This window comes from Mixta sp. Marseille-Q2659, assembly GCF_940807255.1.
GTDB lineage: Bacteria > Pseudomonadota > Gammaproteobacteria > Enterobacterales > Enterobacteriaceae > Mixta.
Map to the genome: position 1 here is coordinate 1 of NZ_CALNWY010000042.1, position 22,774 is coordinate 22,774.

A 22,774-nucleotide genomic window follows, 5' to 3' on the forward strand; every position below is an offset into this window, starting at 1 on the left:
CGGCAGCCCCCCACAAAACCACCAGCCCCCAACCCCGCCGTTAATAGCGCGCCGTATCAGCTACGATCTGCTAGTGCTTGCGTCTTTGGCAGCGGATTAAACAGTGCGTTTAATAGCACCGAAACCAGACAGGCGGCGCTGATGCCGGAGTGAAACAGCGTCTGCACCCAGCCGGGGAAACGGTCGTAAAAGCCCGGCATCACCACCGGAATCGTGCCGAACGCGATGGCGGTGGCGACAATTACCAGATTCATATTGTCCTTATAATCCACCTTCGCCAGCGTACGGATCCCGCTGGCGGCGACGGTGCCGAACAGCACCACGCCCGCACCGCCCAGTACCGGCATCGGAATCGCGGCAACCACTCGCCCCAGAACCGGCAACAGGCCCAGCAAAATCAAAATCACCCCGCCCGCCGCCACGACAAACCGGCTCTTAATACCGGTCATCGCCACCAGCCCAATATTCTGCGCAAAGGCGCTCTGGGGAAAAGAATTAAACAACGGCGACAGCGCGCTGGTCAGCATATCGGCGCGCAGCCCGCGCGCGATCCGCTTCTCATCGACCGGCGTGCCGACAATCTCTCCAATCGCCACCAGCCCGGCGGTGGTCTCCGTCAGCAACACCAGCACAATCAACACCATCGACAGAATGGCCGCGAGATCAAACTGCGGCCAGCCAAAACTCAGCATCCCCGGCAAGGCAAAAACTTCGCCCTGCATTACGCCGGAAAAATCCGCTTTGCCGAGCGCCGCCGCCAGTAGCGTTCCCAGCGCCATCGCCAACAGCACCGCCAGACGCTTCAGCCCGCCGCGTCCTGCCTTGCTTAACAGCAACACCAGACCCAGCGTCAGCGCCGCCAGCCCGATATTCTCCGGCGCCCCCCAGTCCGCCGCCTTTGGATTGCCGCCCATCGCCCAGCGTGCCGCCACCGGCATCAGCGACAGACCAATCACCGTAATCACCGTGCCGGTCACCAGTGGCGGGAAAAAACGAATTACGTGGGCAAAAAATGGCGCGATCAACAAACCGAACAGCGCTGAGCCGATAATCGCGCCCGCCACCACCGGCAGTCCGCCTGAACCAGAGGCAATCCCTACCAGCGTCGACACGCTGGCGAAAGAGACGCCCTGCACCAGCGGCAGCCGCGCGCCAAAACCCGGCAGCCCCAAAGACTGCAACAGCGTCGCCGCGCCGCTGACAAACAACGCTGCGGTAATCAGCAACCCAATATCCGCAGCGCTAAGCCCCGCCGCGCTGCCGATAATCAGCGGCGGCGCAATAATGCCGCCGTACATAGTAAGCACATGCTGCATTCCCCAGGCGAAGGTCTTTCCTGCCGGGTAACGCGTATCTTCAGGCCTGACGCGAAAATCGTTCATAGTGGACACCTTTTGCGGTTACGGTCGATCACCAGACGGACGGAAAACAGAGTGCTGTCAGCTGCCTCTGTAGGTTGACCAGCTCCAGGGCGAAATCAGAAAAGGTAAGTGGTAATGCGAGCCCGCTTCGGCAATCACAAAATCGATCTGCGCGCTGACATAGAGCGCATCGCGTCCGCCAGCGGCAAAATAGTCGCCAATTTCCGCCGTCAGCCGATAATGGCCCGGCGTTAACGGCTCGGCGGCCAGGCTTTTAATCCGGCCATCGTCATCGGTTTTTGTCGCCGTTAATGTCAGCCAGCCCTGCGTGCTGCACTGCTCCAGCGTCACCGTTACCGCTGCCGCCGGCGTGCCCAGCGCGGTATCCAGAATATGGGTCGATATTGAACTCATACGATGCTCTCCTCTAAACGCAACAGCGTAATGTCCCGTAGCTGGATCAGTGCTTCCTGCAACTCCTGTTCCGGCGAGTTTCCCAGGCGACGCTGCAGCGCGGCCAGCATCTCCTCGCCGCTGCGCCCTTTGGCGCGGATCAAAAACAGATGGCCGAACCGCTGCTCATACTGCTGATTCGCCTGCCGTAGCGCCTGCTGTACAGCCGCATCCTCGCCTACCGCCGCCTGCTCCTGACGCGACAGCGCCGCCTCTTTATCTGTGCCGCTGGCGCGCTCGCCGATACGCGGATGCGCCGTTAACGCCTGGGTAAAATCCTCGGCATTCCACTGCGCCGCCAGCGCGCGCGCCTGCTGATACAGCGCCGCGCTGGATGAATAAGGCCGCGCCGCGACGATCGCCTGCTGCCAGCGCGGAATCGCCACGCAGTGTGCGATGGCCGCCAGCGCCCGATCGGCGGGTAGCTGATTAAACTGTGCGAGATCCATTACACCGCCTCCTGACGCGCTGACGCTTGCGGCGCAAAAGCGGCAGCGACGTTTTGCACCGCAAGCAGCCAGGCCTGCAGCGCGCTGGCGACATCCGGCTGGCTTACCGCCTCCGCCGGATGATGGCTGATGCCGCCCGCGCAGCGGACAAACAGCATGCCTGACGGCCAGCGTTCGGCAATGGCAATTGCATCGTGACCGGCGCCGCTCGGCAGGGAAAGGGAGCGGCCCTGCACCTGAGTCACCGCCGCGCTCAGCGCCTGCTGCAGACGAAGGTCACAGGCGGTGGCGTTGATGGCGTAATATTCGCTGGCCTCAAACGTTACGCCGCGCCGTAACGCTATCGCTTCGCCCTGAACCAGCAGGTCAGAGAGCAGTTCGTTAAGCTGCGCATCGTCAGGTCCGCGAATATCGAGCGACAGTTCAGTTTCTCCAGGGATCACATTCACCGCGCCCGAAGGACAGTGCAAGGTGCCCACCGTGGCGACACGCTGCTGTCCATAGCGGCAGGTCATCTGCTCGATATAAACCATCCATTCAGCCGCCGCCGCCAACGCATCTTTACGGTGCGTCATAGGCACGGTACCGGCATGGCCCGCTTCGCCGCGAAAGCGACAGTTCAGGCGGCGCGCGCCGTTAATCGCCGTGACCACGCCCAGCGCCAGGTCAGCCTGTTCCAGGCAAGGGCCCTGCTCAATATGCAGCTCCAGATAGGCGGCGATCTCATCCACGGCGCGTTCGGCGCTGTCGATACGGGCAACGTCCAGCCCCATATCCGTCATCGCCTGCGCGACGGTAATGGCGTTGCCGTCGGCGACCGCAGGCCAGTTTTCCGGCCAGCTGCCGGTAATGCCGCGGCTGCCCAGCAGCGTGATGCCAAAACGTGTGCCTTCTTCGTCGCCAAAGCCGATCACCTCCAGCGCCAGCGGCAGACGCAGCCGGTGCTGATGCAGCCAGTTGACCACCTCAATAGCACTCAGCACGCCGAGCATGCCGTCATAGCGTCCGGCATTGCGCACCGTATCCAGATGGGAACCCAGCAGCAGCGCTGGCGCGCCCGGTTCCGCGCCTTCGTAGCGCCCGCAGATATTGCCGACCGCGTCCTGCCAGACCGTCATGCCTGCCGCCCGCATCCACTCGCCGACCTGTGCGTTGGCGCGCATATGCTCCGGCGACAGATAAACCCGCGTCAGGCCCTCCGCGCTTTCGCTGATCTCGGCCAGCGCGTCGCAGCGTGCCAGCACGCGCGCCGCTGACCGCGTTGCCTCATTCGCGTTCATCATGGCGCACCTCGCTGGCGTAGCGATCCCAGGTTGCCTGCAATGCCGCGCCCTGAACCGTGTTGTAACCGAGATGATTCAGCACCGCTTCCAGCGCGCTCAGCGTCTGCATTACGCAATCCTTACGCGCGTTGTAGCCCATGGTGCCGATACGCCAGACTTTGCCGATCAGCGGGCCGAACGAGGTGCCGATCTCAATGGCGAAATCTTCCAGCATCAGCTTGCGCACCTGCTCGCCGTTGATGCCCGCCGGGATCACCACGCCCAGCACGTTGTTCATCTTGTGGCGCACGTCGCCGAACACTTCCAGCCCCATCGCCTGAATACCGGTCAGCAGCGCTTCGCCATGCAGCCGATGGCGCGCAATGGCGGCATCCATCCCTTCCTGAAGCAGCAGGCGGGCGCATTCGCGCGCGCCGAACAGCGCGCTGGTGGCTTCGGTATGGTGATTAAGCCGTTCCGGCCCCCAGTAATCCATGATCATGCCGAGGTCGAAATAGTTAGACCAAATCATCTCATCGTCGCCGTCCTGGTGTGCGGCGGTGCGAATGCCCTCTTCCACGCATTTACGCTGGCGGATAACCGCTTCCATACGCGGACTGAGCGTAATGGGCGAAGTGCCGGACGGGCCGCCCAGACATTTCTGCATCCCGGCGGAAACCGCATCCAGCCCCCAGGCATCGGTTTCCAGCGCGTTGCCGCCCAGCGACGCGGTGGCGTCGGTATAAAACAGCACATCGTAGCGCCGACAGATCGCGCCCAGCTCCGCCAGCGGTTGCAGCATGGTGGTGGAGGTATCGCCCTGCACCGTCAGCAGCAGACGCGGGCGCACGCGCTTGATGGCATCTTCAATCTGGTCCGGCGTAAAGACTTCGCCCCAGGGGACCTCGATGGTATGGACTTCCGCCCGACAGCGCCGCGCGATTTCACACAGCAGATGACCAAAGCGGCCAAATACCGGCACCAGCACTTTGTCGCCCGGACGGATCGCCGAAATCAAAATCGCTTCGATGCCCGCGCGCGAGGTGCCGTCAATCAGCAGCGTCCAGCGGTTGTCGGTGCGGAACACGCCGCGATAGAGCGCCATCACTTCATTCATGTAGTGCGTCATCGCCGGATCGTACTGACCAATAAGCTGGCTCGACATGGCGCGCAAAACGCGCGGATCGGCGTTAATCGGCCCTGGGCCCATCAGCAGGCGCTGCGGCGGATTGATTTGGTCGAATTGAGAGATCTGCATTGTGTCTTCCTTATCAGTTAAGACCGCGCACCGAAGAGATAAACTGTTTCAGCTCCGTCGTCTGTGGGTTGGCGAACAGCGCTTTGCTGTCGCCCTGTTCCCAGACGCGGCCCTGATTCATAAACACCACGCGGTCGCCCACTTCGCGGGCAAAATTCATTTCATGGGTAACGAGGATCAGCGTCATGCCTTCTGCCGCCAGCTGTTCCAGCACTTTCAGCACTTCGCCGACCAGTTCAGGATCGAGCGCCGAGGTGATTTCGTCACAGAGCAATACTTTGGGGTTCATCGCCAGCGCGCGGGCGATGGCGACGCGCTGTTGCTGACCACCGGAAAGGTTTGCCGGATAGTAATCCAGCCGGTCACCCAGCCCGACCTTTTCCAGCATCTGCTGCGCCAGCGTCCGGCATTCGGCCGGTTTCATTTTCAGCACCCGGCGCGGCGCCAGCATGACGTTTTCCAGCGCCGTCATATGGGGAAACAGGTTGAAGCTCTGGAATACCATCCCTACCGATCGGCTGATGTCGCGCGCCTGCGATTCACGGTCGGTGATGGTCATGCCGCCCAGCTTGATGCTGCCTTCCTGATAGCCTTCCAGCCCGTTCATACAGCGCAGCAGCGTGCTTTTACCGGATCCGCTGCGGCCGATAATCGAGATCACCTCGCCGCTTTCAATATCAAGATCCACACCTTTCAGCACGTGGTTCTCGCCGTAATATTTTTGTACCTGATTAATGGTGATGAGCGGCATGGAATTTTTTCTCCAGATACTGGCTGTAACGGGATAAGGGATAGCAGAGCAGGAAGTAGCCCAGCGCCACCAGCCCGAAGACTTTGAACGGCTGGTAGGTGACGTTAGTCAGGATGGTGGCGGCCTTGGTCAGCTCAATAAAGCCGATAATCGACGCCAGCGCGGTGCCTTTGATCACCTGTACGGCAAAGCCAACGGTGGGCGCGATGGCGATGCGGATCGCCTGCGGCGCAATTACGCGCAGCAGCGTCTGGCCAAAGTGCAGGCCAAGACAACGCGACGCTTCCCACTGGCCTTTCGGCAAAGCCTGGATGCTGCCGTACCAGATGTCGGTCAGGAAGGCGCTGCTGTAGAGGGTGAGCGCCAGCGCGGCGGCGGTCCACGGCGAGACGTCGATACCGAATAGCCCCAGCCCGAAGAAGGCGAGGAACAGCTGCATCAGCAGCGGCGTGCCTTGGAAAAGTTCGATCCAGGCGCGCACCAGGCGCTGCGGCCAGCGACGACGCGTCAGGCGCAGCAGCAGTAACGGCAGCGTGACCAGCGTGCCGCCGAGAAAGGCCACCAGCGACAGTAGCACGGTCCAGCGCGCCGCCAGCAGCAGGTTGCGCAAAATATCCCAGTCGGTAAACGTGGTCATAGCGCGGCTCCAAACCATTTACGTCCGGCGGCCAGCAGCAGCTGGCGCATAGCCATCGACAGCAGCAGGTAGATGAGCGTCGAGACCAGGTAAACTTCAAAGCTTAAAAAGGTGCGCGACTGGATCAGGTTGGCGGCGAAGGTAAGTTCTTCATAAGAGACCTGCGAGACCACCGAGGAGCCGAGCATAACGATAATGCACTGGCTGACCAGCGCCGGATAGATACGTTTCAGTGCGGGCGGCAGGACGACGCGCAGGAAGGTTTGCGCGCGCGTCAGGCCAAGTACACGGCCCGCTTCCCACTGTCCTTTTGGCGTGACCTGGATACCGGCGCGAATAATCTCGGTGCTGTAGGCACCAAGGTTGATGAGCATCGCCAGCAGCGCCGCCTCGCCCGCCGTGAGTTTCAGGCCGAGATTTGGCAGGCCGAATACGATAAAGAATAGCTGTACCACAAAAGGCGTGTTGCGGATCAGTTCGACGTAGCCGCCCCACAGGCGGCTCGCCCAGCTCGGTCTGCCACTGCGTAACGCCGCGCCGAGGATCCCCAGCGCTACGCCGCCGAGGGTTGCCAGTACGGTGAGCTGTATGGTGACCCAGGCGCCGGAGAGCAGCTGCGGCCAGTAAGGCCACAGCGCGCTAAAGTTGAGTTGGCCGCTCATTGCGTTGCCCTTATGCGCCGAGGTTAGCGGGCAGCGGCGCTTTCAGCCACTCCTGCGACAGTTTATTGAGGGTGCCATCTTTGATGCCCTGTTCAATCAGCGCGTCCACTTTCGCTTTCAGCGCGGGCTGGTCTTTTTTGATGCCGATGTAGCAGGGTGAGTCTTTCAGCATAAACTGCGCGACCGGCGCTTTGTCGGCGTTCTGGCGAGCGATAGCAGCCACCACCAGGTTGCCGGTGGCGACGTATTGCACCTGGCCGGAGAGATAAGCGGAGAGCGTGGTGTTGTTATCTTCATAGCGTTTGACCGTGGCATCTTTTGGCGCGATGCCGCTCAGGACCATATCTTCTACCGCGCCGCGTGTGACGCCGATGGTTTTGCCGCTGAGCGCGGCCGCATCGTTCAGAGTTTGGCCTTTCGGGCCGAATACGCCGAGAAAGAATGGCGCGTAGGCGCGGCTGAAGTCGATGACTTTGGCGCGTTCTTCGTTTTTGCCGAGGCTGGAGATGACCAGGTCAACTTTGTCTGTTTGCAGGTAAGGGACGCGGTTAGCGCTGGTGACAGGAACCAGTTGCAACTTTAGTTTCATTTGGCTGGCGAGGTATTTCGCCATGTCGATGTCGTAGCCCTGTGGTTGTAGGTCGGTGCCGACGGATCCGAACGGCGGGAAGTCTTGCGGTACTGCCACGCGCAGTACGCCACGCTGTTGAATGTCCTGTAGTCCATCGGCCAGCGCGTTTCCGATCTGTCCCAGCATGAGTGCGGCAGTTACGATTCCGATCATTAGTTTTTTCATGTTTGCCCCGACGTTGAAGTTTGCAACAAAAGATTCTTATGGATGCTTTTTGCAACTAATGTGCCAAATCGGTTCGGGAGGTTGATGAGGGGATTGGGGTGTTTGTGGTGGTCGCAGTGGGGAGGCGCTTTAGGTTGTTTGTGCCGGTCGGGGAAGGGCCGGTTGCAACGGCGGCACGGCATGAAGCCATCCATGGCGCCTCCGCCCGCGCCCTCCCTGGCGCGGGAGGGCCGCCTTATGCCTCCGGCCCTTCCCCTCCCCTGATATCGAGCTGTCGATACTTAACCTGTATGCGCCTGGCCTTTCCTCTTTCCTGATATCGCGCTGGCGGCACTAACCTGTATGCGCCTGGCCTTTCCTCTTTACTGAAATCGAGCAAGCGGTGCTTAGCCTGTATGCTTCTGAATGTTCTTTTTTCTTGATATTGAGCTGTCGATAGCTGTCTGAAAAAGGGTTAAAAGGGCCGATAACGCTGTTCCGTTAGCGAGCAAAGCACCAAAATGGTGCCCCATTAGCGCTGTTCCAGTTCGTCAAGCTGTTGGTAAAGTGCGGCAATGGCGTGGATGCGTTGGCGTCCCTGCGCCAGGCCTTCGTGCAGCAGCGCATTGGCCAGCAGGTTAACCAGGCTCATGGCGGCCGAGTAGCTGTCGAAGGCGGAAACGCTGTCGAGAGGCGTGCAGAGCGGCCAGCGCGCCAGCGGCAGAATAGCCTGCGCCTGCGGCTCACAGAGCAGCAGCACCGGCACCGCCTGCTGTTGCAGCTGTTGCAGCAGCGGCTTGATAATGCGCGGACGTCGGCGAAAAGCGACGACCACCACCAGATCGTCGGCGCCAATATCCACCAGCTCTTCGCTTAGCGTCTGGCCCGGCTGCGGCAGGATCTGCACCTGTGCCCGCGCCTGGAGCAGCTGTTGACGCAGGTGCAGCGCCACCGGCCAGGCATTGCGCATACCAATAATAAAGATGCGGCGCGCCGCTGCCAGGGCGGCAACGATTTCACTAAAATGTTGCGGATCGATGCTGTTTACCCACTGCGTCAGGTTAGCCATCTCCTGCTTGTAGTGGCGCGCCAACAGCGTGTTACCCTGCACCGCATCGCGGTTGTCGGTCAGCGGCATACCGCTCTGGCGCAGCGTGCGCAGTTCGTCGCGCATATCCTTATATTTTTCATAGCCGAGGCGCTTAAACAGGCGGCTGACGGTGGCTTTAGAAACGCCGCTCAGACGCGCCAGCTCGGCGCTGTTATAGCCGATGAGATCGTCAAAATGGTCAAAGATAAAATCGGCAATGCGCTGTTCCTGCGGCGACAGCTGTTCGTAATATTGCCGGAGCCGTTCATCAAGCTGTTTCATAAGGATCCCTGTAACTTTTGTTTCAGCCTGCAACATAGCATAAATCACGCCACAATCTGATTGCCGCAACCTGGAACGGCTCTTGCTTAACCTTGCCTGTTGAAGCCAATAAGGGAACGCGATGATCCAGAGTAATATGGCGCCGCAAGGCATGGCGGTAACGCCACACCATCTCGCCAGCGAAAGCGCGTTGGCGGTACTACGCGAAGGCGGTAACGCCATTGAAGCGATGGTGGCCGCTGCCGCAACCATTGCCGTGGTTTATCCGCATATGAACGGGCTGGGCGGCGACGGTTTTTGGCTGATTATGCCGCCGCAGGGCGAACCGGTAGCCATTGACGCCAGCGGTGCAGCCGGTTCACTGGCGCATCCCTCTTTTTACCAGGGCATGGCGCAGATCCCGCATCGTGGGCCGAAAGCGGCGCTGACCGTGGCCGGAACCGTGAGCGGCTGGTCGGAGGCGCTGGCGATTTCTCGCGAATTTGGCGGCGCGGCCTTGCCGCTGCCGCGTCTGCTGCGCGATGCCATTCGTTATGCCGCCGACGGTATTCCGGTGACGGCTTCGCAGGCGGCGGCCACCGAGGCCAAACGGCATGAGCTGGCCGAGCAGCCGGCTTCGCCGCGACCTTTATGCCTGACGGCGCACCGCCGCGCGCCGGCAGTCGTTTTACCCAGCCGGCGCTGGCCGGAACCTTGTCGGAACTCTGCGAATATGGGCTGGAGAGCTTCTATCGCGGCCGCTGGCTGCGCGTCTGGCGCACGGCATGGCACAGCTGGAAATGCCGATTATGCTGGAGGATTTGCAGCGTCATCGTGCCAGACGGCGCAAGCCGCTGCGTCTGGCGCATCAGCATGGCGAGATTTATAACATGACGCCGCCGACGCAGGGCCTGGTGTCGCTGGCGATTCTTGGCATTACCGATCACCTCAATATGGCGGACGCCGATGAGGTACAAACCATTCATCGTATCGTCGAAGCCACCAAGCAGGCTTTCGCCCTGCGCGACCGCTACATTACCGATCCGCTGCATATGCGCGAAGAGATGCAGGAGTTGCTGAACAGCAACCTGCTGGTCGCCACCGCGCAACAGATCGATCCGCTGCATGCCGCGCCCTGGGGCACCGGACGCGGGCCGGGCGATACCGTCTGGCTGGGCGTCATGGACAGCAGCGGGATGGCGGTTTCCTTTATTCAGAGTATTTATCATGAGTTCGGCAGCGGCGTGGTGCTGCCCGATACCGGGATTGTCTGGCAAAACCGGGGCGCAGCCTTCAGCCTCGATCCCGATCATTTATTGACGCTGCTGCCTGGCAAGCAGCCCTTTCATACGCTCAATCCCGCCGCCGCTCGCCTGAACGATGGCCGCCTGATGGTGTATGGATCCATGGGCGGCGATGGCCAGCCGCAAACGCAGGCGGCAATCTTTACCCGCCATGTGATTCAGGGCATGCCGCTCCAGCAGGCGGTTAGCGCTCCGCGCTGGCTGCTGGGCCGTACCTGGGGCGAATCCTCCGACAGCCTGAAGCTGGAAGGTCGCTTTGCCGATGCCACGCTGGAGCGGTTGCGGGCGCTGGGGCATGAGGTGGAACGGCTGCCCGATTTTAGCGAGGCGGTCGGTCACGCGGGCGCGATTGTGCGTCATACCAACGGCATGCTGGAAGGCGCTTTCGATCCGCGTAGCAACGGCAGCGCGGCCGGTTTCTGACAGGAGAAAAGAGATGAAAGTAAATGACTGGACGGATTATCTGAATCAGATGAGCGACATGCTGGATCTGGAGCTGGATGAGGCGCGGCGTGCGGAGCTGCTGGTGCAGTTCTCCCGCATCGCCCAGATGGCCGGGCCGCTGATGGCCTTCCCGCTGGATGAGCGGCTCGACGTGGCGGGAGTGTATCAGGCATGACGTTAGCCACTTTTTCTATAGGTGAACTGCAACAGGCATTGCGGGATGGCGAACTGAGCGCCAGAGAGATCGCGGATGCGACCTTAGCCGCTATTGAACAGCAGAATCCGCAAATCAACGCCTGGACGACGATCGTCGCCGATCGTATGCGCCAGCAGGCCGATCGCCTCGATCGGCTGCGACGGACTGGCGAGCCGCTGCCGGCGCTGGCGGGCGTGCCTTACGCGGTAAAAAATCTGTTCGACGTGGCGGGACATCGCACGCTGGCGGGTGCCAGCCTGTTCAGCGACCGGGCGCCTGCGGTGCGCGATGCCAGGGCGGTGGAAAAACTCAGCCAGGCGGGCGCGTTACTCAGCGGCATGCTGAATATGGATGCTTACGCTTACGGCTTTACCACCGAAAACAGTCACTACGGCGCTGCGCGCAACCCGCACGATCTGCAGCGTATCGCCGGAGGCTCTTCCGGCGGATCGGCCGCGGCGGTTGCCGCCGGACTGGTGCATTTTTCCCTGGGGAGCGATACCAACGGCTCCATCCGCGTACCCGCTTCGCTGTGCGGCCTGTTTGGCCTCAAGCCGACTTTTGGCCGCCTGTCGCGCCACGGCACCCATCCTTTTGTCGCCAGTCTCGATCATATCGGCCCGTTAGCCCGCAGCGCGGAAGATTTGACGCGCGTTTATGATGCGCTGCAAGGCCATGATGCAGAAGATGCGTTTCAGGCCGACATCGCGGTTCAACCCGCGCTGCCGCAGCTGGAAAAAGGGCTGGATGGCCTGCGCTGCGCGGTACTTGGTGGCTATTTTCAGCAGTGGAGCGATAACGATGCGCAGCAGGCCGTCGCCACGGCGGCGCGCGCACTGGAAGCCAGCGAAATGCTGGAGCTGGCGGAAGTGGATATTGCCCGCTCAGCGGCCTTTATTATTACCGCCTCCGAAGGCGGGAACCGCTATTTACCGGCGCTACGCAGCCAGCCGGAACGTTTCGAACCGCTGTCGCGCGAGCGGCTGCTGGCGGGGGCGATGCTGCCCGCCACCTGGTATGTGCAGGCCCAGCGCTTCCGCCGCTATTTTCAGGAAAAGGTGCTGGCGCTGTTCAACCACGTTGATGTGCTGATTGCGCCCGCCACGCCCTGCTGTGCCACGCTTATCGGTCAGGAAACGATGCTGATTAACGGCCAGCCGCTGCCGGTGCGCGCCAGCATGGGGATGCTGACGCAGCCGATCTCGTTTCTCGGTCTGCCGGTTACCACCGTACCGCTGCAAACCGCCAGCGGCCTGCCAATTGGCTTACAGCTGATCGCCGCGCCCTTTCAGGAGGCTAACTGCCTGCGCGCCGCCCGCGCGCTGGAGCAAATGGGCATTGCGCGGGCGCCGGTCGCCGGGCTGGATACATCAAAATTTTCAGGGAGAACGGCTGATGAGTCGTGAGGTTAATATTCCGGCGGTGCTTGCTGAGGTAACCGCCGCTTTTCAGCGCTATGAGCAGGCGCTGGTCAGCAATGACATTGTCGTGCTGGATACGCTGTTCTGGCACGATGCGCGCACGGTGCGGCTGGGCGCGGGAGAGAATCTGTACGGCATTGAGGCGATCCGCGCTTTTCGTGCCGCCCGCCCCGCCGCTGGTTTGCAGCGCCAGCTGCGTAATACGGTGATTACCACCTTCGGCAGCGATTTCGCCGTTTGCAGCACTGAGTTTACCCGCGAAGGCAGCGAGCGTATCGGGCGTCAGCAGCAAAGCTGGGTACGACTGCCGGAAGGCTGGCGTATCGTCGCCGCGCAGGTCAGTCTGATGAGTTAAGCGATAAAAGTCTGGAGAGAAAACGGCCATTACGGATAGTGCCGCATTGTTGCCGCACAGATCAGCCTGATGAGTTAAGCGATAAAAAGGCCGGTGGAAAAACCGGCCTTGATGAAGTGTATGGCGGTTGCGCCGCCGACGTGCCTGGTTTTGCGTTGCCTCAGATTTCCGGCGCCGGATGATGTTTGATCCAGTGATCGGCTATCTGTTGGCGGGTACAGATCCAGACGCGCTCGTGCTGCTGGATATAATCAAGAAAACGGGTCAGCGCGCGGAAACGTCCGGGCCGCCCCAGCAGACGACAGTGCATTCCGACCGACATCATTTTCGGCGCGGTTTCCCCCTCTTCATACAGCACGTCAAAACTGTCTTTCAGATAAGTATAAAACTGCTCGGCGGTGTTGAATCCCTGCGGGGTGGCAAACCGCATATCGTTGGTTTCCAGCGTGTAGGGAATAATCAAATGTGGTTTCACCGTGCCGTCCTGACAGGTAACGCGCGTCCAGAACGGCAGGTCGTCGCCGTAGTAGTCGCTGTCGTAGCTGAAGCCGCCCTGCTCCACCACCAGCCTGCGGGTGTTCGGGCTGTCGCGCCCGGTATACCAGCCGGTCGGTGCTTTGCCAAACAGATCCCTCAGCACATCCACCGCCTGCTGCATATGCTGGCGTTCGGTTTTGGCATCCATCGCTTGATAGTGGATCCAGCGCCAGCCGTGGCTGACCACATCATATTGTGCGTCCGCAATCGCCTGCACCACTTCCGGGTGTCGCGCCAGCGCCATCGCCACGCCAAAAACCGTCAGCGGCAAACCGCGCTTCTGAAACTCATTGTGAATGCGCCAGAAACCGGCGCGGGAGCCATATTCATACAGTGAATCCATCGACATATGGCGGTCGGGATAGCTGGTCGCGCCGATAATATCGGACAGGAACTGCTCGGAACCGGCGTCGCCGTGCAGCACGTTATTTTCCGCGCCCTCTTCATAGTTGAGAACAAACTGTACCGCGATGCGCGCCTCGCCGGGCCAGGCGGCGTGCGGCGGCTGCCCCGCGTAGCCGCGCAGGTCGCGCGGATAGTTTTTATTGAAGCTGTACTCTTTTTTCTCAGAAGATTCACTCATTCTCGCGCTCCTCGTTGAGCAGATGACTTCCGTTAGTTTAGGTGCTGGAAGGCACCCGTTATCTTTTTTTCTCGTGGAAAGGCCAAATCACCATATTTACTGGTGCCCAACCCTAACGCGACCAGTGATTCCACCATTTTTACCGCCGCGCCGACGCCATCAATCACCGGCATGCCCAGTTCCTGGGTCAGCTCGCGCGCCAGCGTCGCCATGCCGCCACAGCCCAGCACAATCGCGCCGCAACCATCTTCCCGCTGCGCCTGCCGACAGCGACTGCGCACTTTTTCCTGCGCCAGCCCGCTGCCATCTTCCAGCGTCAGCACCGGCAGATCGATGGCATGTAGCCCAGCGCAGTGATGCGTAAAGCCATATTGTTGCAACAGGTGCCGGGCGATAATCAGCGTGCGCGGCAGCGTGGTGACAATGGAAAACCGCGTCGCCACCATCGTCGCCATGTGCATCGCCGCTTCGGCAATGCCGATCACCGGGCCGTGCGCCAGCTCGCGCGCCGCCAGCAGGCCGGGATCGCCAAAGCAGGCGATGACGTGTCCGTGAACGCCCTGCTCGCGTCCCTGCTTTATCTGTTCCAGCACGCCGAGCGCCGCAATCGCCTCGTCGGCATGGCCTTCAATCGACGGTACGCCGTGCGCGGGCGAGACGGCGAGAATGTCAGTCCCCGGCGCGGCGGCATCGCGGGCGGCACGGGCGATGGTGTCGGTCATTGCCAGCGTGGTGTTGGGATTGATGACCTGGATACAAAGAGAACTCATTTTTGCGGCACTCCTTTACGGGCAAACAGGCGCGAGAAATCGGGCTGAACCTCATCGCCGCGCTCAAAGCGTAGTGAAGCCAGAATATGGTCGAAATGTTGTCGCATGGCGTCAGTCAACCGATCGAGCCGTTTGGCACGCAGGTGATCCACCAGCTGCTGATGGTGATCGCAGCGGCATCCCTGCTGCCAGGGAGCGCCCCAGGCCGCAATCACCAGCGACGAACGCTGTGTCAGGCGCGTGACCAAATCGGTCAGTACCTGATTGCCGGAAATTGCCTGCAGCTGGATATGAAAGGCGGCGGAGAGGCGAATCGCCGCCGGGCCGTCAGGCTGCTGGCGCGCCTGCTCTTCAGCCCTTAGCAGGTCGTTAAGCGCCGCCAGGTGCGGCGGCTGACAGTGCGCGATGACCGCGGGCAGATTGGCGGTCTCGATCAGCGAGCGGGTGTGAAAAATATCCCGCGCCTCCTGCGCATCGGGCGAGGCGACGTGCGCACCGCGCCTGGGCGTTAAGGTGATCATTTGCACTGCGGCGAGGCGCTGTAGCACCTGGCGTATGCCGGTGCGACTGATGCCAAAGGCGTCCGCCAGCGCCTCCTCCGGCAAGCGGCAGCCGGGCGGCAGCTGATGTTCCACGATGGCCGTCAGCAAAGCTTGCCAGACCGGTTCATGGCTGTCGTTCAGGTCTGAGGCCGTTTTCAGGCCGCTTTTATGCTTCATTCCCCTCTCCATTACACAACGCTGTATACAAAAGCCTCTCGTTAAAGAAACAACTTTGTATCTCGCGTTTAACTTTTGGCCTGATTCATGCAGGTGCTGAGCAACAAGGTTTTTCCGTTACCCTTTCAGAGAGGAGCAGGTTTCATGCCAACGTATACAACCGTTTCCCCCGCAACCGCGCGCGATGCGCATTACAGTCCGCGGCTGACCAATGAGGATCTCGCTCCTGTTCGTCAACAGAGCTGGAGCTGGTACAACATTTTTTCGTTCTGGATGTCGGACGTGCATAGCATGGGCGGCTATGTGGTGGCGGCCAGCTTCTTTACGCTGGGGCTGGCAAGCTGGCAGGTGCTGATCTGTTTGCTGGCGGGCATTTGTATTGTGCAGCTGTGCGCTAACCTGGTGGCGAAGCCCAGCCAGATGACGGGCGTGCCCTATGCGGTAATCTGTCGTCAGGCATTTGGTGTATTCGGTGCCAATATTCCGGCGGTGATCCGCGGATTGATCGCCTTCGCCTGGTACGGTATTCAAACCTGGCTGGCCTCCAACGCGCTGATGCTGGTGCTGATGAAATTCTGGCCCGCGCTGACCGCGCTGACGCAACCCTCCTGGCTGGGCCTGTCGCTGCTTGGCTGGATCTGTTTTGGCGTTATGTGGCTGCTGCAGGCGGCGGTTTTCTGGCACGGCATGAGTGCCATTAAGCGCTTTATCGATATTGCCGGCCCGGCGGTTTACGTGGTGATGCTGGCGCTGGCCGGCTGGATTGTATACAAAACCGGCTTTGACGGCATCGCGTTTACCCTCTCCAGCAAAACGCTGAGCGTCGGCGAGCAAAGCTGGCAGATGATTACCGCCACCGCGCTGGTGGTCTCCTATTTCTCCGGCCCGCTGCTTAACTTCGGCGACTTCTCGCGCTATGGCAAAAGTATGCAGGATATTCGTCGCGGCAACCGCTGGGGGCTGCCGTTTAATTTTCTGCTCTTTTCCGTGGTGACGGTGGTGATTGTCTCCGGCACGCAATCTCTGTTCGGCAAGATGATTACCGATCCCATCGAAACGGTGAGCATGGTCGGCAGTGACCTGGCGGTGGCGATCGGCCTGCTGACGATGATTACCGCCACCATCGGCATTAATATCGTGGCGAATTTTGTTTCACCCGCCTTCGACTTTTCTAACTGCGCACCGCAGAAGATTAGTTTCCGCGCCGGCGGCATGATTGCTGCGGTAGGATCGGTACTGCTGACGCCATGGAATCTGTTTCAGTCGCCAGAGCTGATTCACTATACGCTGGATGTGCTGGGCGCGTTTATTGGTCCGCTGTTCGGCATTCTGCTGGCGGATTTTTATCTGATTAAGCGCGGTAAAGTGGTGGTGGACGATCTGTTTAACGCTACGCCGTCAGGACGTTACTGGTATCGCGGCGGCTTTAATCCCAAAGCAATTGCTGCCCTGCTGCCGTCGGTGGCGATCGGGTTGCTGATTAGCTTTATGCCGGGATTACATGAGATTGCCAGCTTTAGCTGGTTTATCGGCGTGGCGCTCGGCGGCGGCTGCTATCGCTGGCTGGCGCGTGAGGATCGTATGACCGCAGGCGCAACGGGTTATATCGCTCAGGTTGCGGCGCAGAAAGAATAAAAAGCAAAAGGCCGATTCATTGCTGAATCGGCCTTTCTGAATAGTTGGCGGTGCGGACGGGACTCGAACCCGCGACCCCCGGCGTGACAGGCCGGTATTCTAACCGACTGAACTACCGCACCGCGCTGTGTTCCCCGTCGGGAACGAGGCGCATATTAAGGGCACTCTGCTTTACCGTCAACGATTTTTCTTACTGCGGCGTTCGTTTGCCTGCTTTTTCATCTATATGGCTTTTTTTAATGCAGAATGATGCATTTATGCGCGCCACAGGCAGCTGCCGCCCTTTTTCATCACTAAATCGAGACGCTGTTCGTGCGCCATGATCTCTTCATCGCTGGCGGCAACCACGCGCAGGCCCGACGTGCGCGTCACACGCTGGATATATTCACCGCTGGCATCCTGCTGCTGCTCGCCTTCCATTGAGAATGCCAGCGAGGTTTGTCCGCCGGTCATGGTCAGGAACACTTCCGCCAGGATTTCGGCATCGAGCAATGCGCCGTGCAAAGTTCGTTTGCTGTTGTCGATTTCATAACGCGAGCAGAGCGCATCAAGACTGTTGCGCTTGCCGGGGAACAGCTTACGCGCCATCTGCAGACTGTCGGTTATCTGACAGAAGGTTTCAGTTTTTCCAATGCCGCGATTCAGCTTGCTGAATTCATAATCCATAAAGCCGATATCGAACGTTGCGTTATGAATCACTAACTCGGCGCCGCGAATATAGTCCAGAAACTCATCGGCGATGTCGCTGAAGGTCGGCTTGTCGATCAGAAACTCGTCGGCAATGCCGTGAACGCCGAACGCTTCCGGGTCCACCAGCCGATCCGGCTTCAGGTACATGTGAAAGTTATTGCCGGTCAGACGGCGATTGACGATCTCCACCGCACCGATTTCAATAATACGATGGCCCTCGTAGTGAACTCCCACCATATTCATACCGGTGGTTTCTGTATCGAGAACGATTTGGCGTGTAATTGCTGGGCTCATAGGACTCGTTTATGTCAGACTTGGCGTTTTTTCAGGAGGAAGTCTACCAGAGATGCGCAAACAGGTAGAAATTTTCACCGATGGCTCCTGCCTCGGTAACCCCGGTCCTGGCGGCTATGGCGCTATTTTACGCTATCGCCAGCATGAGAAAACTTTTAGCGCCGGTTTTTATCGCACCACCAATAATCGGATGGAGATGATGGCGGCGATTGTCGCGCTGGAGGCGCTGACGCAGCCCTGTGAAATCACCCTCAGTACCGACAGTCAGTATTTGCGCCAGGGCATTACCAGTTGGATCCATAACTGGAAAAAGCGCGGCTGGAAAACCGCCGATAAGAAGCCGGTGAAAAATGTCGATTTGTGGAAACGGCTGGATACCGCGCTCAGCCATCATCAGATCAACTGGGAATGGGTGAAAGGACACGCCGGACATCCAGAAAATGAGCGCTGCGATGAGCTGGCGCGCACCGCAGCCGCTAATCCCTCTTTTGAAGATATTGGCTATCAGCCAGAATCCTGATCGTCCAGTTTGTGCAGCTGCCGCGTGGCGTTGACCGTTGCGCGTAGCTTAACTTTGCCGCTGATCTTTTCGCGGGCGTCATGGTCAGCGGCAGCGTGCGCTTGCGCGCCACCATAATATTTAAACAGCCCAGCGCCGGCACATGCCGACTGATTATCTGCCCGCCCTGCCGGTTCCAGGGCACCACCTGAAAGCGGCTGCGATAAACCACTTCATAATTTAGCAGGCTCAGCCAGTCGAGCAGACGCATCTGGCTAAACATCCGTCCGCTCCATGGCGCGCGGCGATGCAGGCCGGGGATCAGTTTGCCCATACCCAGCAGGCTTAGCGGGTTGAAACCGGTAATGATTATCCAGCCATCGTCAATCAGTACGCGATCGACTTCCCGCAGAATACGATGAGGATCCTGGCTCCAGCTTAAGGTGTGCGCCAGCAGACAGGCATCCACCGATTTCGCCTCGAAAGGCAAATTCATCGGATCGGCGATGACCTGCACGTCCTGTCCGGCGTCCCCTACGCTAACCTGATGCGAAATCGCACAGGCCTGCGTATCGATCTCGACGCTCAGGTTGCCGATTTTTAACAGATGAAAACCATACAGTTTGCTGAGGCAGGGCTGTAAATGCTGGGTCAACGCATCGCGAAAGGATTCTCCCCATGGCATGTCACGCCATGAGTGCGGCGGCGTCAGAATTTGGCGTGTTTTAGCGGGCTTCATGTTCTACCATCAGTGTTCCTTCACGACGTGCGAGAGGTGTGTATGAATCTTAACAGTATCCCAGCATTTCAGGATAACTACATCTGGACATTAAATGACGGCCAGGGCCGTTGCCTGATTGTCGATCCCGGCGAAGCGGCGCCGGTACTTGCTGCTCTTGAGCAAAATCAGTGGAGGCCGGTCGCCATTCTGTTAACGCATCACCATCATGATCACGTTGGTGGCGTAAAAGAACTGGTAAATAAATGGCCTGATCTTGTGGTATACGGCCCGCAAGAGACACAAGATAAAGGGGCTACGCAAATTGTCTATGAAGGCGATACCCTGCATGTTTTGGGCTGCGAATTTAGCGTAATTTTTACGCCCGGTCATACTTTAGGTCATGTCTCATATTACAGCGCACCTTATCTTTTTTGCGGCGATACGCTATTTTCTGGTGGCTGCGGACGCCTGTTCGAAGGCTCGCCTGAACAGATGTATGAATCCTTTCAAAAGCTTGCTGAACTTCCTGACGATACGCTGGTTTGCTGCGCGCATGAGTACACGCTCTCTAACTTAAAATTTGCTAACGCTATGCTACCGCAAGATATGGAAATTACGCGCTATTATCAGGAAATTAAGGAGTTGCGCGCTAAAAATAGCAGTAGTTTGCCCACAAAACTGGGGCACGAACGGCAAATAAATTTATTTTTAAGAACGCAAAATCCTGATTTACAAAGGGCGTTAGGCTTCGATATGCCGCCACAGCACGCATGGGATGTGTTTGCCCTGCTACGCCAGAAGAAAGATGATTTTTGATTTTTCTGGTTGTGTTGTAGGTCTGCAACACGTATGATTGCTCGTCTTTTAAGCAACCATTGACACACACATGAAGACTAGAGCGATTATCCTTCTCGCCTCGGTCTTGCTGATGGGATGTCAGGCATCAAAACATGATGCCGATCCTGAGCAGCATGCACAGAGTCTGTCTTCAGCTGGTCAAAATGAGAATGAAAAATTTACAGATCGTATGTTATCCCCGCGTTGGCAGGATGATGGAACGGCCCTTACCCAGGACCAGGATTTGTGGAATTACATTCGCGACGGGCTGAAGATGGAGGTTCCGGAAAATCCCCGGATCCGAGAGCAAAAACAGAAGTACTTAAGAAACAAGAGCTATCTCCACGATGTAACTTTACGGGCAGAGCCGTATATGTACTGGATAGTCGAGCAGATTAAGCAACGTAAGATGCCGATGGAACTGGTACTACTACCCATAGTGGAGAGCGCTTTTAACCCCCACGCCACATCCGCTGCGAATGCCGCAGGCATCTGGCAGATTGTGCCGAGTACGGGCCGGAATTACGGTTTAAAGCAAAACCAGTGGTATGATGGCCGTCGCGATATCGTCGCGTCGACCAGAGCGGTTTTGGATATGATGGAACGCCTTAACGGGATGTTCGACGGAGACTGGTTATTGACCATTGCAGCCTATAACAGCGGCGAAGGTCGAGTGCTGAAAGCGATTAAACAGAATAAAGCGCGCGGCAAACCAACTGATTTCTGGCATCTTTCCTTACCGCGTGAAACCACGCTGTACGTACCTAAAATGCTGGCGTTACAGGAAATCCTGAAGAACAACAAGCGTTATGGCGTACGTCTTCCGGCACCGAATGAAAGCCGGGCGCTGGCGCGTGTTGAGGTTGGTCAGCAAATTAAGCTGACGCAGGCGGCGGAAATGGCCGGTCTGCCCGTCGCTAAGCTGAAAAATTACAATACGGGCTATAAACGCGGCACTACGGCGCCTAACGGACCACACTATATTATGGTCCCGAAAGCCAATGTTGCTCAGCTCCGTAGTTCGCTGGCTTCAGGCGATATAGCGGCGGTACAGCCGACGCGTCTGGCAGCAAACGCGACGGGCAGCAGCTATAAGGTGCGCAGCGGTGATACCCTGTCAGGCATTGCCAGCCGGATGGGCGTTTCGGTAAAAGCATTGCAGCGAGCAAATAATTTGCGCGGCAATACAATTAAACCGGGACAAACGCTTACCTTAGGGAATGGCGTTACGGGAAGTGAACTGGCCGATAACGGCAACAGCATCACCTATAAGGTTCGTAAGGGTGATTCTCTTGCCAGTATTGCACGTCGACATGGTGTGGACATCAAAGACGTCAAGCGTTGGAACAGCGTGCTGAGCGACAGTAGTTCGATTCAGCCAGGTGACAAGATTACCCTGTTCGTGAAAAACAACGCGACGCCAGACAGCTAAACTTGCCGGAATAGTGAGTAAGAAAAAGCCGATCGAAAGATCGGCTTTTTTTATGCTTTTGTTTCGCCTGAAGCAGCGAATTCAACCAATAGCGGATTATGATCGGAGGCGCGCGTTACCAGAACTGTGGCTTCCCGAACCTGTAAATCGCGATAAAACACAAAATCCAGCGGGCGACCAAAAGCTTTACGGCGATGATCGTCGGTAAACCGGACTTCGCGTAATCCCATCTCACGAGCAAAGCGATAAAGCGCATTCATGCGCTGGCGGCTCCAGGCATTAAAATCGCCGGCCATAATCACCGGCCCGTTATGATGGGTCAGCTGCTCGCCGATAGGCCCCAACTGCTTGCTGTAAACATCAATGCCAAGGCTGAAGTTCACCGCATGAATATTTACGACCATCATCATTCGACCATCCGGCAATGGATAAGCCGTAATAAGGGCAGATTTCGCTAAACGCAGCAGCGGCTCGCGTTCACGCAGCGGACAACAATAGACCGGATGCGCAGCGGCCAGCGTCATGACACCTGACGGATGCTGAGGCAGCACAAAGGCGGGGACCTGATCGGCCGCCAGATAGTTTGAGGTAGCAAAACGCACCAGCTCCGGCGTAGTCTGTGCTTCCTGTAGCAGTACCAGCTGGGCGTCTTTTCCGAAGGTTTGTAGCACTGACAGCCAGTCAGCTCGCTGCTGTTTAAAAATATTCCACACCAGCACGCGCACCGAAGGGCCGGGAGTAATAGGCGCGCCTGGCGGAAGCGCTTGCCCAACATGCAGCATAGCGTTAGGCGGAAATATTCTTTCCGCTGGCTGGCCAGCTACATATCTCATGGCATAAGTTTTTTTCCGCACAATACCGCCTGTTTCTGAAATGTCTGTAATACAGATGCTGCTTTCAGTTATAGGGGCTTCAACGCCGACTTTCAATCAAAGTAGCGCAATTTACCTTTTTGACAGGCAAGCAAATGTTACGATAGCAACAAATCAGATACGTCTTGTCACCAGGATGACCAGGCGAGCCGTAAAGCATTTAGAATGGGAGCCGGTGTGAAAGCATCCTCGGATGAATTGAAAATATTTGTGGCGGTTGTAGAAAGCGGCAGTTTCAGCCGTGCAGCAAAACAACTTGAGCTGGCACCATCTGCCATCAGCCGGGCGGTAAAAAAGCTGGAGGCGAAGCTGGGCGTTGAGTTGCTGACAAGAACGACACGCCAAATCAGCCTTACGCAGGAAGGCGACGGGTATTTTCGGAAAGTACAAAAGCTACTACAGGAGATGGCGGCAGCAGAAAATGAATTGATGGAAAGCCGTCAGGTGCCGCGCGGGCTGCTGCGGATAGATGCGGCAACGCCTGTGGTTCTGCACCTGCTTACGCC

Annotated in this window: 23 protein-coding genes, 1 tRNA gene and 2 pseudogenes; 9 read left to right on the forward strand and 17 right to left on the reverse strand. The window is 58.4% G+C overall.

Going from position 1 to position 22,774, the window contains the following annotated elements; genetic code table 11:
- Positions 1 to 56: 56 nt before the first annotated feature.
- From P3C52_RS19275 to hpxU, 10 genes are all read right to left on the reverse strand, one after another.
- The gene (locus tag P3C52_RS19275; protein ID WP_275556497.1) at positions 57 to 1,382 is read right to left on the reverse strand and encodes a nucleobase:cation symporter-2 family protein; all 1,326 of its coding nucleotides are present in this window, start codon (positions 1,380 to 1,382) and stop codon (positions 57 to 59) included.
- Positions 1,383 to 1,439: 57 nt separating this feature from the next.
- The gene (gene uraH / locus P3C52_RS19280) at positions 1,440 to 1,775 is read right to left on the reverse strand and encodes a hydroxyisourate hydrolase (RefSeq protein WP_275556498.1); all 336 of its coding nucleotides are present in this window, start codon (positions 1,773 to 1,775) and stop codon (positions 1,440 to 1,442) included.
- Positions 1,772 to 2,263, reverse strand: a complete 492-nt coding sequence (uraD, locus tag P3C52_RS19285) for a 2-oxo-4-hydroxy-4-carboxy-5-ureidoimidazoline decarboxylase (protein ID WP_275556499.1) — start codon at positions 2,261 to 2,263, stop codon at positions 1,772 to 1,774. Before uraD ends, uraH begins: the two co-directional genes overlap by 4 nt.
- Positions 2,263 to 3,546: an allantoate amidohydrolase gene (hpxK, locus tag P3C52_RS19290; RefSeq protein WP_275556500.1), complete on the reverse strand. Its 1,284-nt coding sequence runs from the start codon at positions 3,544 to 3,546 to the stop codon at positions 2,263 to 2,265. The genes uraD and hpxK overlap by 1 nt, the downstream gene beginning before the upstream one ends.
- Positions 3,530 to 4,783 (reverse strand): alanine--glyoxylate aminotransferase family protein, encoded by a 1,254-nt coding sequence (locus tag P3C52_RS19295; protein WP_275556501.1) that lies wholly within the window; start codon positions 4,781 to 4,783, stop codon positions 3,530 to 3,532. Before P3C52_RS19295 ends, hpxK begins: the two co-directional genes overlap by 17 nt.
- Positions 4,784 to 4,796: 13 nt before the next feature.
- Entirely contained in the window at positions 4,797 to 5,534 is a 738-nt protein-coding gene (locus P3C52_RS19300; protein ID WP_275556502.1) for an amino acid ABC transporter ATP-binding protein, read from the reverse strand.
- Entirely contained in the window at positions 5,515 to 6,171 is a 657-nt protein-coding gene (locus P3C52_RS19305) for an amino acid ABC transporter permease (RefSeq protein WP_275556503.1), read from the reverse strand. The genes P3C52_RS19300 and P3C52_RS19305 overlap by 20 nt, the downstream gene beginning before the upstream one ends.
- Positions 6,168 to 6,833 (reverse strand): amino acid ABC transporter permease, encoded by a 666-nt coding sequence (locus P3C52_RS19310; RefSeq protein ID WP_275556504.1) that lies wholly within the window; start codon positions 6,831 to 6,833, stop codon positions 6,168 to 6,170. Before P3C52_RS19310 ends, P3C52_RS19305 begins: the two co-directional genes overlap by 4 nt.
- Positions 6,834 to 6,843: 10 nt before the next feature.
- The gene (locus P3C52_RS19315) at positions 6,844 to 7,629 is read right to left on the reverse strand and encodes a transporter substrate-binding domain-containing protein (RefSeq protein ID WP_275556505.1); all 786 of its coding nucleotides are present in this window, start codon (positions 7,627 to 7,629) and stop codon (positions 6,844 to 6,846) included.
- Between the two features lie 511 nt (positions 7,630 to 8,140).
- Entirely contained in the window at positions 8,141 to 8,980 is an 840-nt protein-coding gene (gene hpxU / locus P3C52_RS19320) for a MurR/RpiR family transcriptional regulator HpxU (protein ID WP_275556506.1), read from the reverse strand.
- Positions 8,981 to 9,101: 121 nt separating this feature from the next.
- Here hpxU and P3C52_RS19325 point away from each other — a divergent pair.
- The 4 genes and pseudogenes from P3C52_RS19325 to hpxZ all read left to right on the forward strand — a co-directional run bounded on the left by P3C52_RS19325 (position 9,102) and on the right by hpxZ (position 12,679).
- Positions 9,102 to 10,686, forward strand: a pseudogene (locus P3C52_RS19325) (gamma-glutamyltransferase family protein).
- Between the two features lie 13 nt (positions 10,687 to 10,699).
- Entirely contained in the window at positions 10,700 to 10,882 is a 183-nt protein-coding gene (gene hpxX, locus P3C52_RS19330; RefSeq protein WP_275556507.1) for an oxalurate catabolism protein HpxX, read from the forward strand.
- Positions 10,879 to 12,309 (forward strand): AtzE family amidohydrolase, encoded by a 1,431-nt coding sequence (locus P3C52_RS19335; RefSeq protein ID WP_275556508.1) that lies wholly within the window; start codon positions 10,879 to 10,881, stop codon positions 12,307 to 12,309. Before hpxX ends, P3C52_RS19335 begins: the two co-directional genes overlap by 4 nt.
- Positions 12,299 to 12,679, forward strand: a complete 381-nt coding sequence (gene hpxZ, locus P3C52_RS19340; protein WP_275556509.1) for an oxalurate catabolism protein HpxZ — start codon at positions 12,299 to 12,301, stop codon at positions 12,677 to 12,679. The genes P3C52_RS19335 and hpxZ overlap by 11 nt, the downstream gene beginning before the upstream one ends.
- Positions 12,680 to 12,839: 160 nt before the next feature.
- Here hpxZ and puuE read toward each other — a convergent pair whose 3' ends face one another.
- From puuE to P3C52_RS19355, 3 genes are read right to left on the reverse strand one after another with little or no spacing between them, the layout of a single operon-like run.
- Positions 12,840 to 13,799, reverse strand: coding sequence for an allantoinase PuuE (gene puuE / locus P3C52_RS19345; protein WP_275556510.1), 960 nt, complete (start codon positions 13,797 to 13,799; stop codon positions 12,840 to 12,842).
- 32 nt (positions 13,800 to 13,831) lie between these two features.
- Positions 13,832 to 14,569 carry an allantoin racemase gene (gene hpxA / locus P3C52_RS19350; RefSeq protein WP_275556511.1) on the reverse strand — a complete coding sequence of 246 codons (738 nt, stop codon included), beginning with the start codon at positions 14,567 to 14,569 and terminating at the stop codon, positions 13,832 to 13,834.
- Complete coding sequence (locus tag P3C52_RS19355; RefSeq protein WP_275556512.1) at positions 14,566 to 15,288, reverse strand: GntR family transcriptional regulator; 723 nt, start codon at positions 15,286 to 15,288, stop codon at positions 14,566 to 14,568. The genes hpxA and P3C52_RS19355 overlap by 4 nt, the downstream gene beginning before the upstream one ends.
- Positions 15,289 to 15,432: 144 nt before the next feature.
- Here P3C52_RS19355 and P3C52_RS19360 point away from each other — a divergent pair, with 144 nt between their 5' ends.
- Positions 15,433 to 16,923 carry an NCS1 family nucleobase:cation symporter-1 gene (locus P3C52_RS19360; RefSeq protein ID WP_275556513.1) on the forward strand — a complete coding sequence of 497 codons (1,491 nt, stop codon included), beginning with the start codon at positions 15,433 to 15,435 and terminating at the stop codon, positions 16,921 to 16,923.
- A gap of 45 nt (positions 16,924 to 16,968) precedes the next feature.
- Here the strand turns inward: P3C52_RS19360 and P3C52_RS19365 are convergent.
- Together P3C52_RS19365 and dnaQ are read right to left on the reverse strand one after the other, a co-directional pair.
- Positions 16,969 to 17,045, reverse strand: a tRNA-Asp gene (locus P3C52_RS19365).
- A gap of 133 nt (positions 17,046 to 17,178) precedes the next feature.
- Positions 17,179 to 17,907 carry a DNA polymerase III subunit epsilon gene (dnaQ, locus tag P3C52_RS19370; protein ID WP_275556514.1) on the reverse strand — a complete coding sequence of 243 codons (729 nt, stop codon included), beginning with the start codon at positions 17,905 to 17,907 and terminating at the stop codon, positions 17,179 to 17,181.
- On the opposite strand from dnaQ, the gene rnhA reads away from it, so the two are divergent.
- On the forward strand, positions 17,861 to 18,427 hold the full coding sequence (rnhA, locus tag P3C52_RS19375) for a ribonuclease HI (RefSeq protein WP_275556515.1): 567 nt from the start codon (positions 17,861 to 17,863) through the stop codon (positions 18,425 to 18,427). The two genes, dnaQ and rnhA, sit on opposite strands and share 47 nt — an antisense overlap.
- Here rnhA and P3C52_RS19380 read toward each other — a convergent pair.
- Positions 18,412 to 19,145 (reverse strand): annotated as a pseudogene (locus P3C52_RS19380) (class I SAM-dependent methyltransferase). The gene rnhA and the pseudogene P3C52_RS19380 overlap by 16 nt on opposite strands.
- Positions 19,146 to 19,187: 42 nt before the next feature.
- Between P3C52_RS19380 and gloB the strand changes: the two are divergent.
- Positions 19,188 to 19,943: a hydroxyacylglutathione hydrolase gene (gloB, locus tag P3C52_RS19385; protein WP_275556516.1), complete on the forward strand. Its 756-nt coding sequence runs from the start codon at positions 19,188 to 19,190 to the stop codon at positions 19,941 to 19,943.
- A gap of 70 nt (positions 19,944 to 20,013) precedes the next feature.
- A complete protein-coding gene (gene mltD, locus P3C52_RS19390; RefSeq protein WP_275556517.1) occupies positions 20,014 to 21,396 on the forward strand; it encodes a murein transglycosylase D in 1,383 nt (460 codons plus the stop codon).
- Positions 21,397 to 21,446: 50 nt separating this feature from the next.
- Here the strand turns inward: mltD and P3C52_RS19395 are convergent, their stop codons facing one another.
- A complete protein-coding gene (locus P3C52_RS19395) occupies positions 21,447 to 22,250 on the reverse strand; it encodes an endonuclease/exonuclease/phosphatase family protein (protein ID WP_275556518.1) in 804 nt (267 codons plus the stop codon).
- Between the two features lie 195 nt (positions 22,251 to 22,445).
- Here P3C52_RS19395 and P3C52_RS19400 point away from each other — a divergent pair.
- The coding region (locus P3C52_RS19400) for a LysR family transcriptional regulator (protein WP_275556519.1) at positions 22,446 to 22,774 on the forward strand (329 nt) is incomplete at its 3' end.

Excerpts from the sequence above, each read along its gene's own strand:
- P3C52_RS19275 (WP_275556497.1), bottom strand. The coding sequence starts at position 1,382 with ATGAACGATTTTCGCGTCAGGCCTGAAGATACGCGTTACCCGGCAGGA.
- uraH (WP_275556498.1), bottom strand. The coding sequence starts at position 1,775 with ATGAGTTCAATATCGACCCATATTCTGGATACCGCGCTGGGCACGCCG.
- uraD (WP_275556499.1), bottom strand. The coding sequence starts at position 2,263 with ATGGATCTCGCACAGTTTAATCAGCTACCCGCCGATCGGGCGCTGGCG.
- hpxK (WP_275556500.1), bottom strand. The coding sequence starts at position 3,546 with ATGATGAACGCGAATGAGGCAACGCGGTCAGCGGCGCGCGTGCTGGCA.
- P3C52_RS19295 (WP_275556501.1), bottom strand. The coding sequence starts at position 4,783 with ATGCAGATCTCTCAATTCGACCAAATCAATCCGCCGCAGCGCCTGCTG.
- P3C52_RS19300 (WP_275556502.1), bottom strand. The coding sequence starts at position 5,534 with ATGCCGCTCATCACCATTAATCAGGTACAAAAATATTACGGCGAGAAC.
- P3C52_RS19305 (WP_275556503.1), bottom strand. The coding sequence starts at position 6,171 with ATGACCACGTTTACCGACTGGGATATTTTGCGCAACCTGCTGCTGGCG.
- P3C52_RS19310 (WP_275556504.1), bottom strand. The coding sequence starts at position 6,833 with ATGAGCGGCCAACTCAACTTTAGCGCGCTGTGGCCTTACTGGCCGCAG.
- P3C52_RS19315 (WP_275556505.1), bottom strand. The coding sequence starts at position 7,629 with ATGAAAAAACTAATGATCGGAATCGTAACTGCCGCACTCATGCTGGGA.
- hpxU (WP_275556506.1), bottom strand. The coding sequence starts at position 8,980 with ATGAAACAGCTTGATGAACGGCTCCGGCAATATTACGAACAGCTGTCG.
- hpxX (WP_275556507.1), top strand. The coding sequence starts at position 10,700 with ATGAAAGTAAATGACTGGACGGATTATCTGAATCAGATGAGCGACATG.
- P3C52_RS19335 (WP_275556508.1), top strand. The coding sequence starts at position 10,879 with ATGACGTTAGCCACTTTTTCTATAGGTGAACTGCAACAGGCATTGCGG.
- hpxZ (WP_275556509.1), top strand. The coding sequence starts at position 12,299 with ATGAGTCGTGAGGTTAATATTCCGGCGGTGCTTGCTGAGGTAACCGCC.
- puuE (WP_275556510.1), bottom strand. The coding sequence starts at position 13,799 with ATGAGTGAATCTTCTGAGAAAAAAGAGTACAGCTTCAATAAAAACTAT.
- hpxA (WP_275556511.1), bottom strand. The coding sequence starts at position 14,569 with ATGAGTTCTCTTTGTATCCAGGTCATCAATCCCAACACCACGCTGGCA.
- P3C52_RS19355 (WP_275556512.1), bottom strand. The coding sequence starts at position 15,288 with ATGAAGCATAAAAGCGGCCTGAAAACGGCCTCAGACCTGAACGACAGC.
- P3C52_RS19360 (WP_275556513.1), top strand. The coding sequence starts at position 15,433 with ATGCCAACGTATACAACCGTTTCCCCCGCAACCGCGCGCGATGCGCAT.
- dnaQ (WP_275556514.1), bottom strand. The coding sequence starts at position 17,907 with ATGAGCCCAGCAATTACACGCCAAATCGTTCTCGATACAGAAACCACC.
- gloB (WP_275556516.1), top strand. The coding sequence starts at position 19,188 with ATGAATCTTAACAGTATCCCAGCATTTCAGGATAACTACATCTGGACA.
- mltD (WP_275556517.1), top strand. The coding sequence starts at position 20,014 with ATGAAGACTAGAGCGATTATCCTTCTCGCCTCGGTCTTGCTGATGGGA.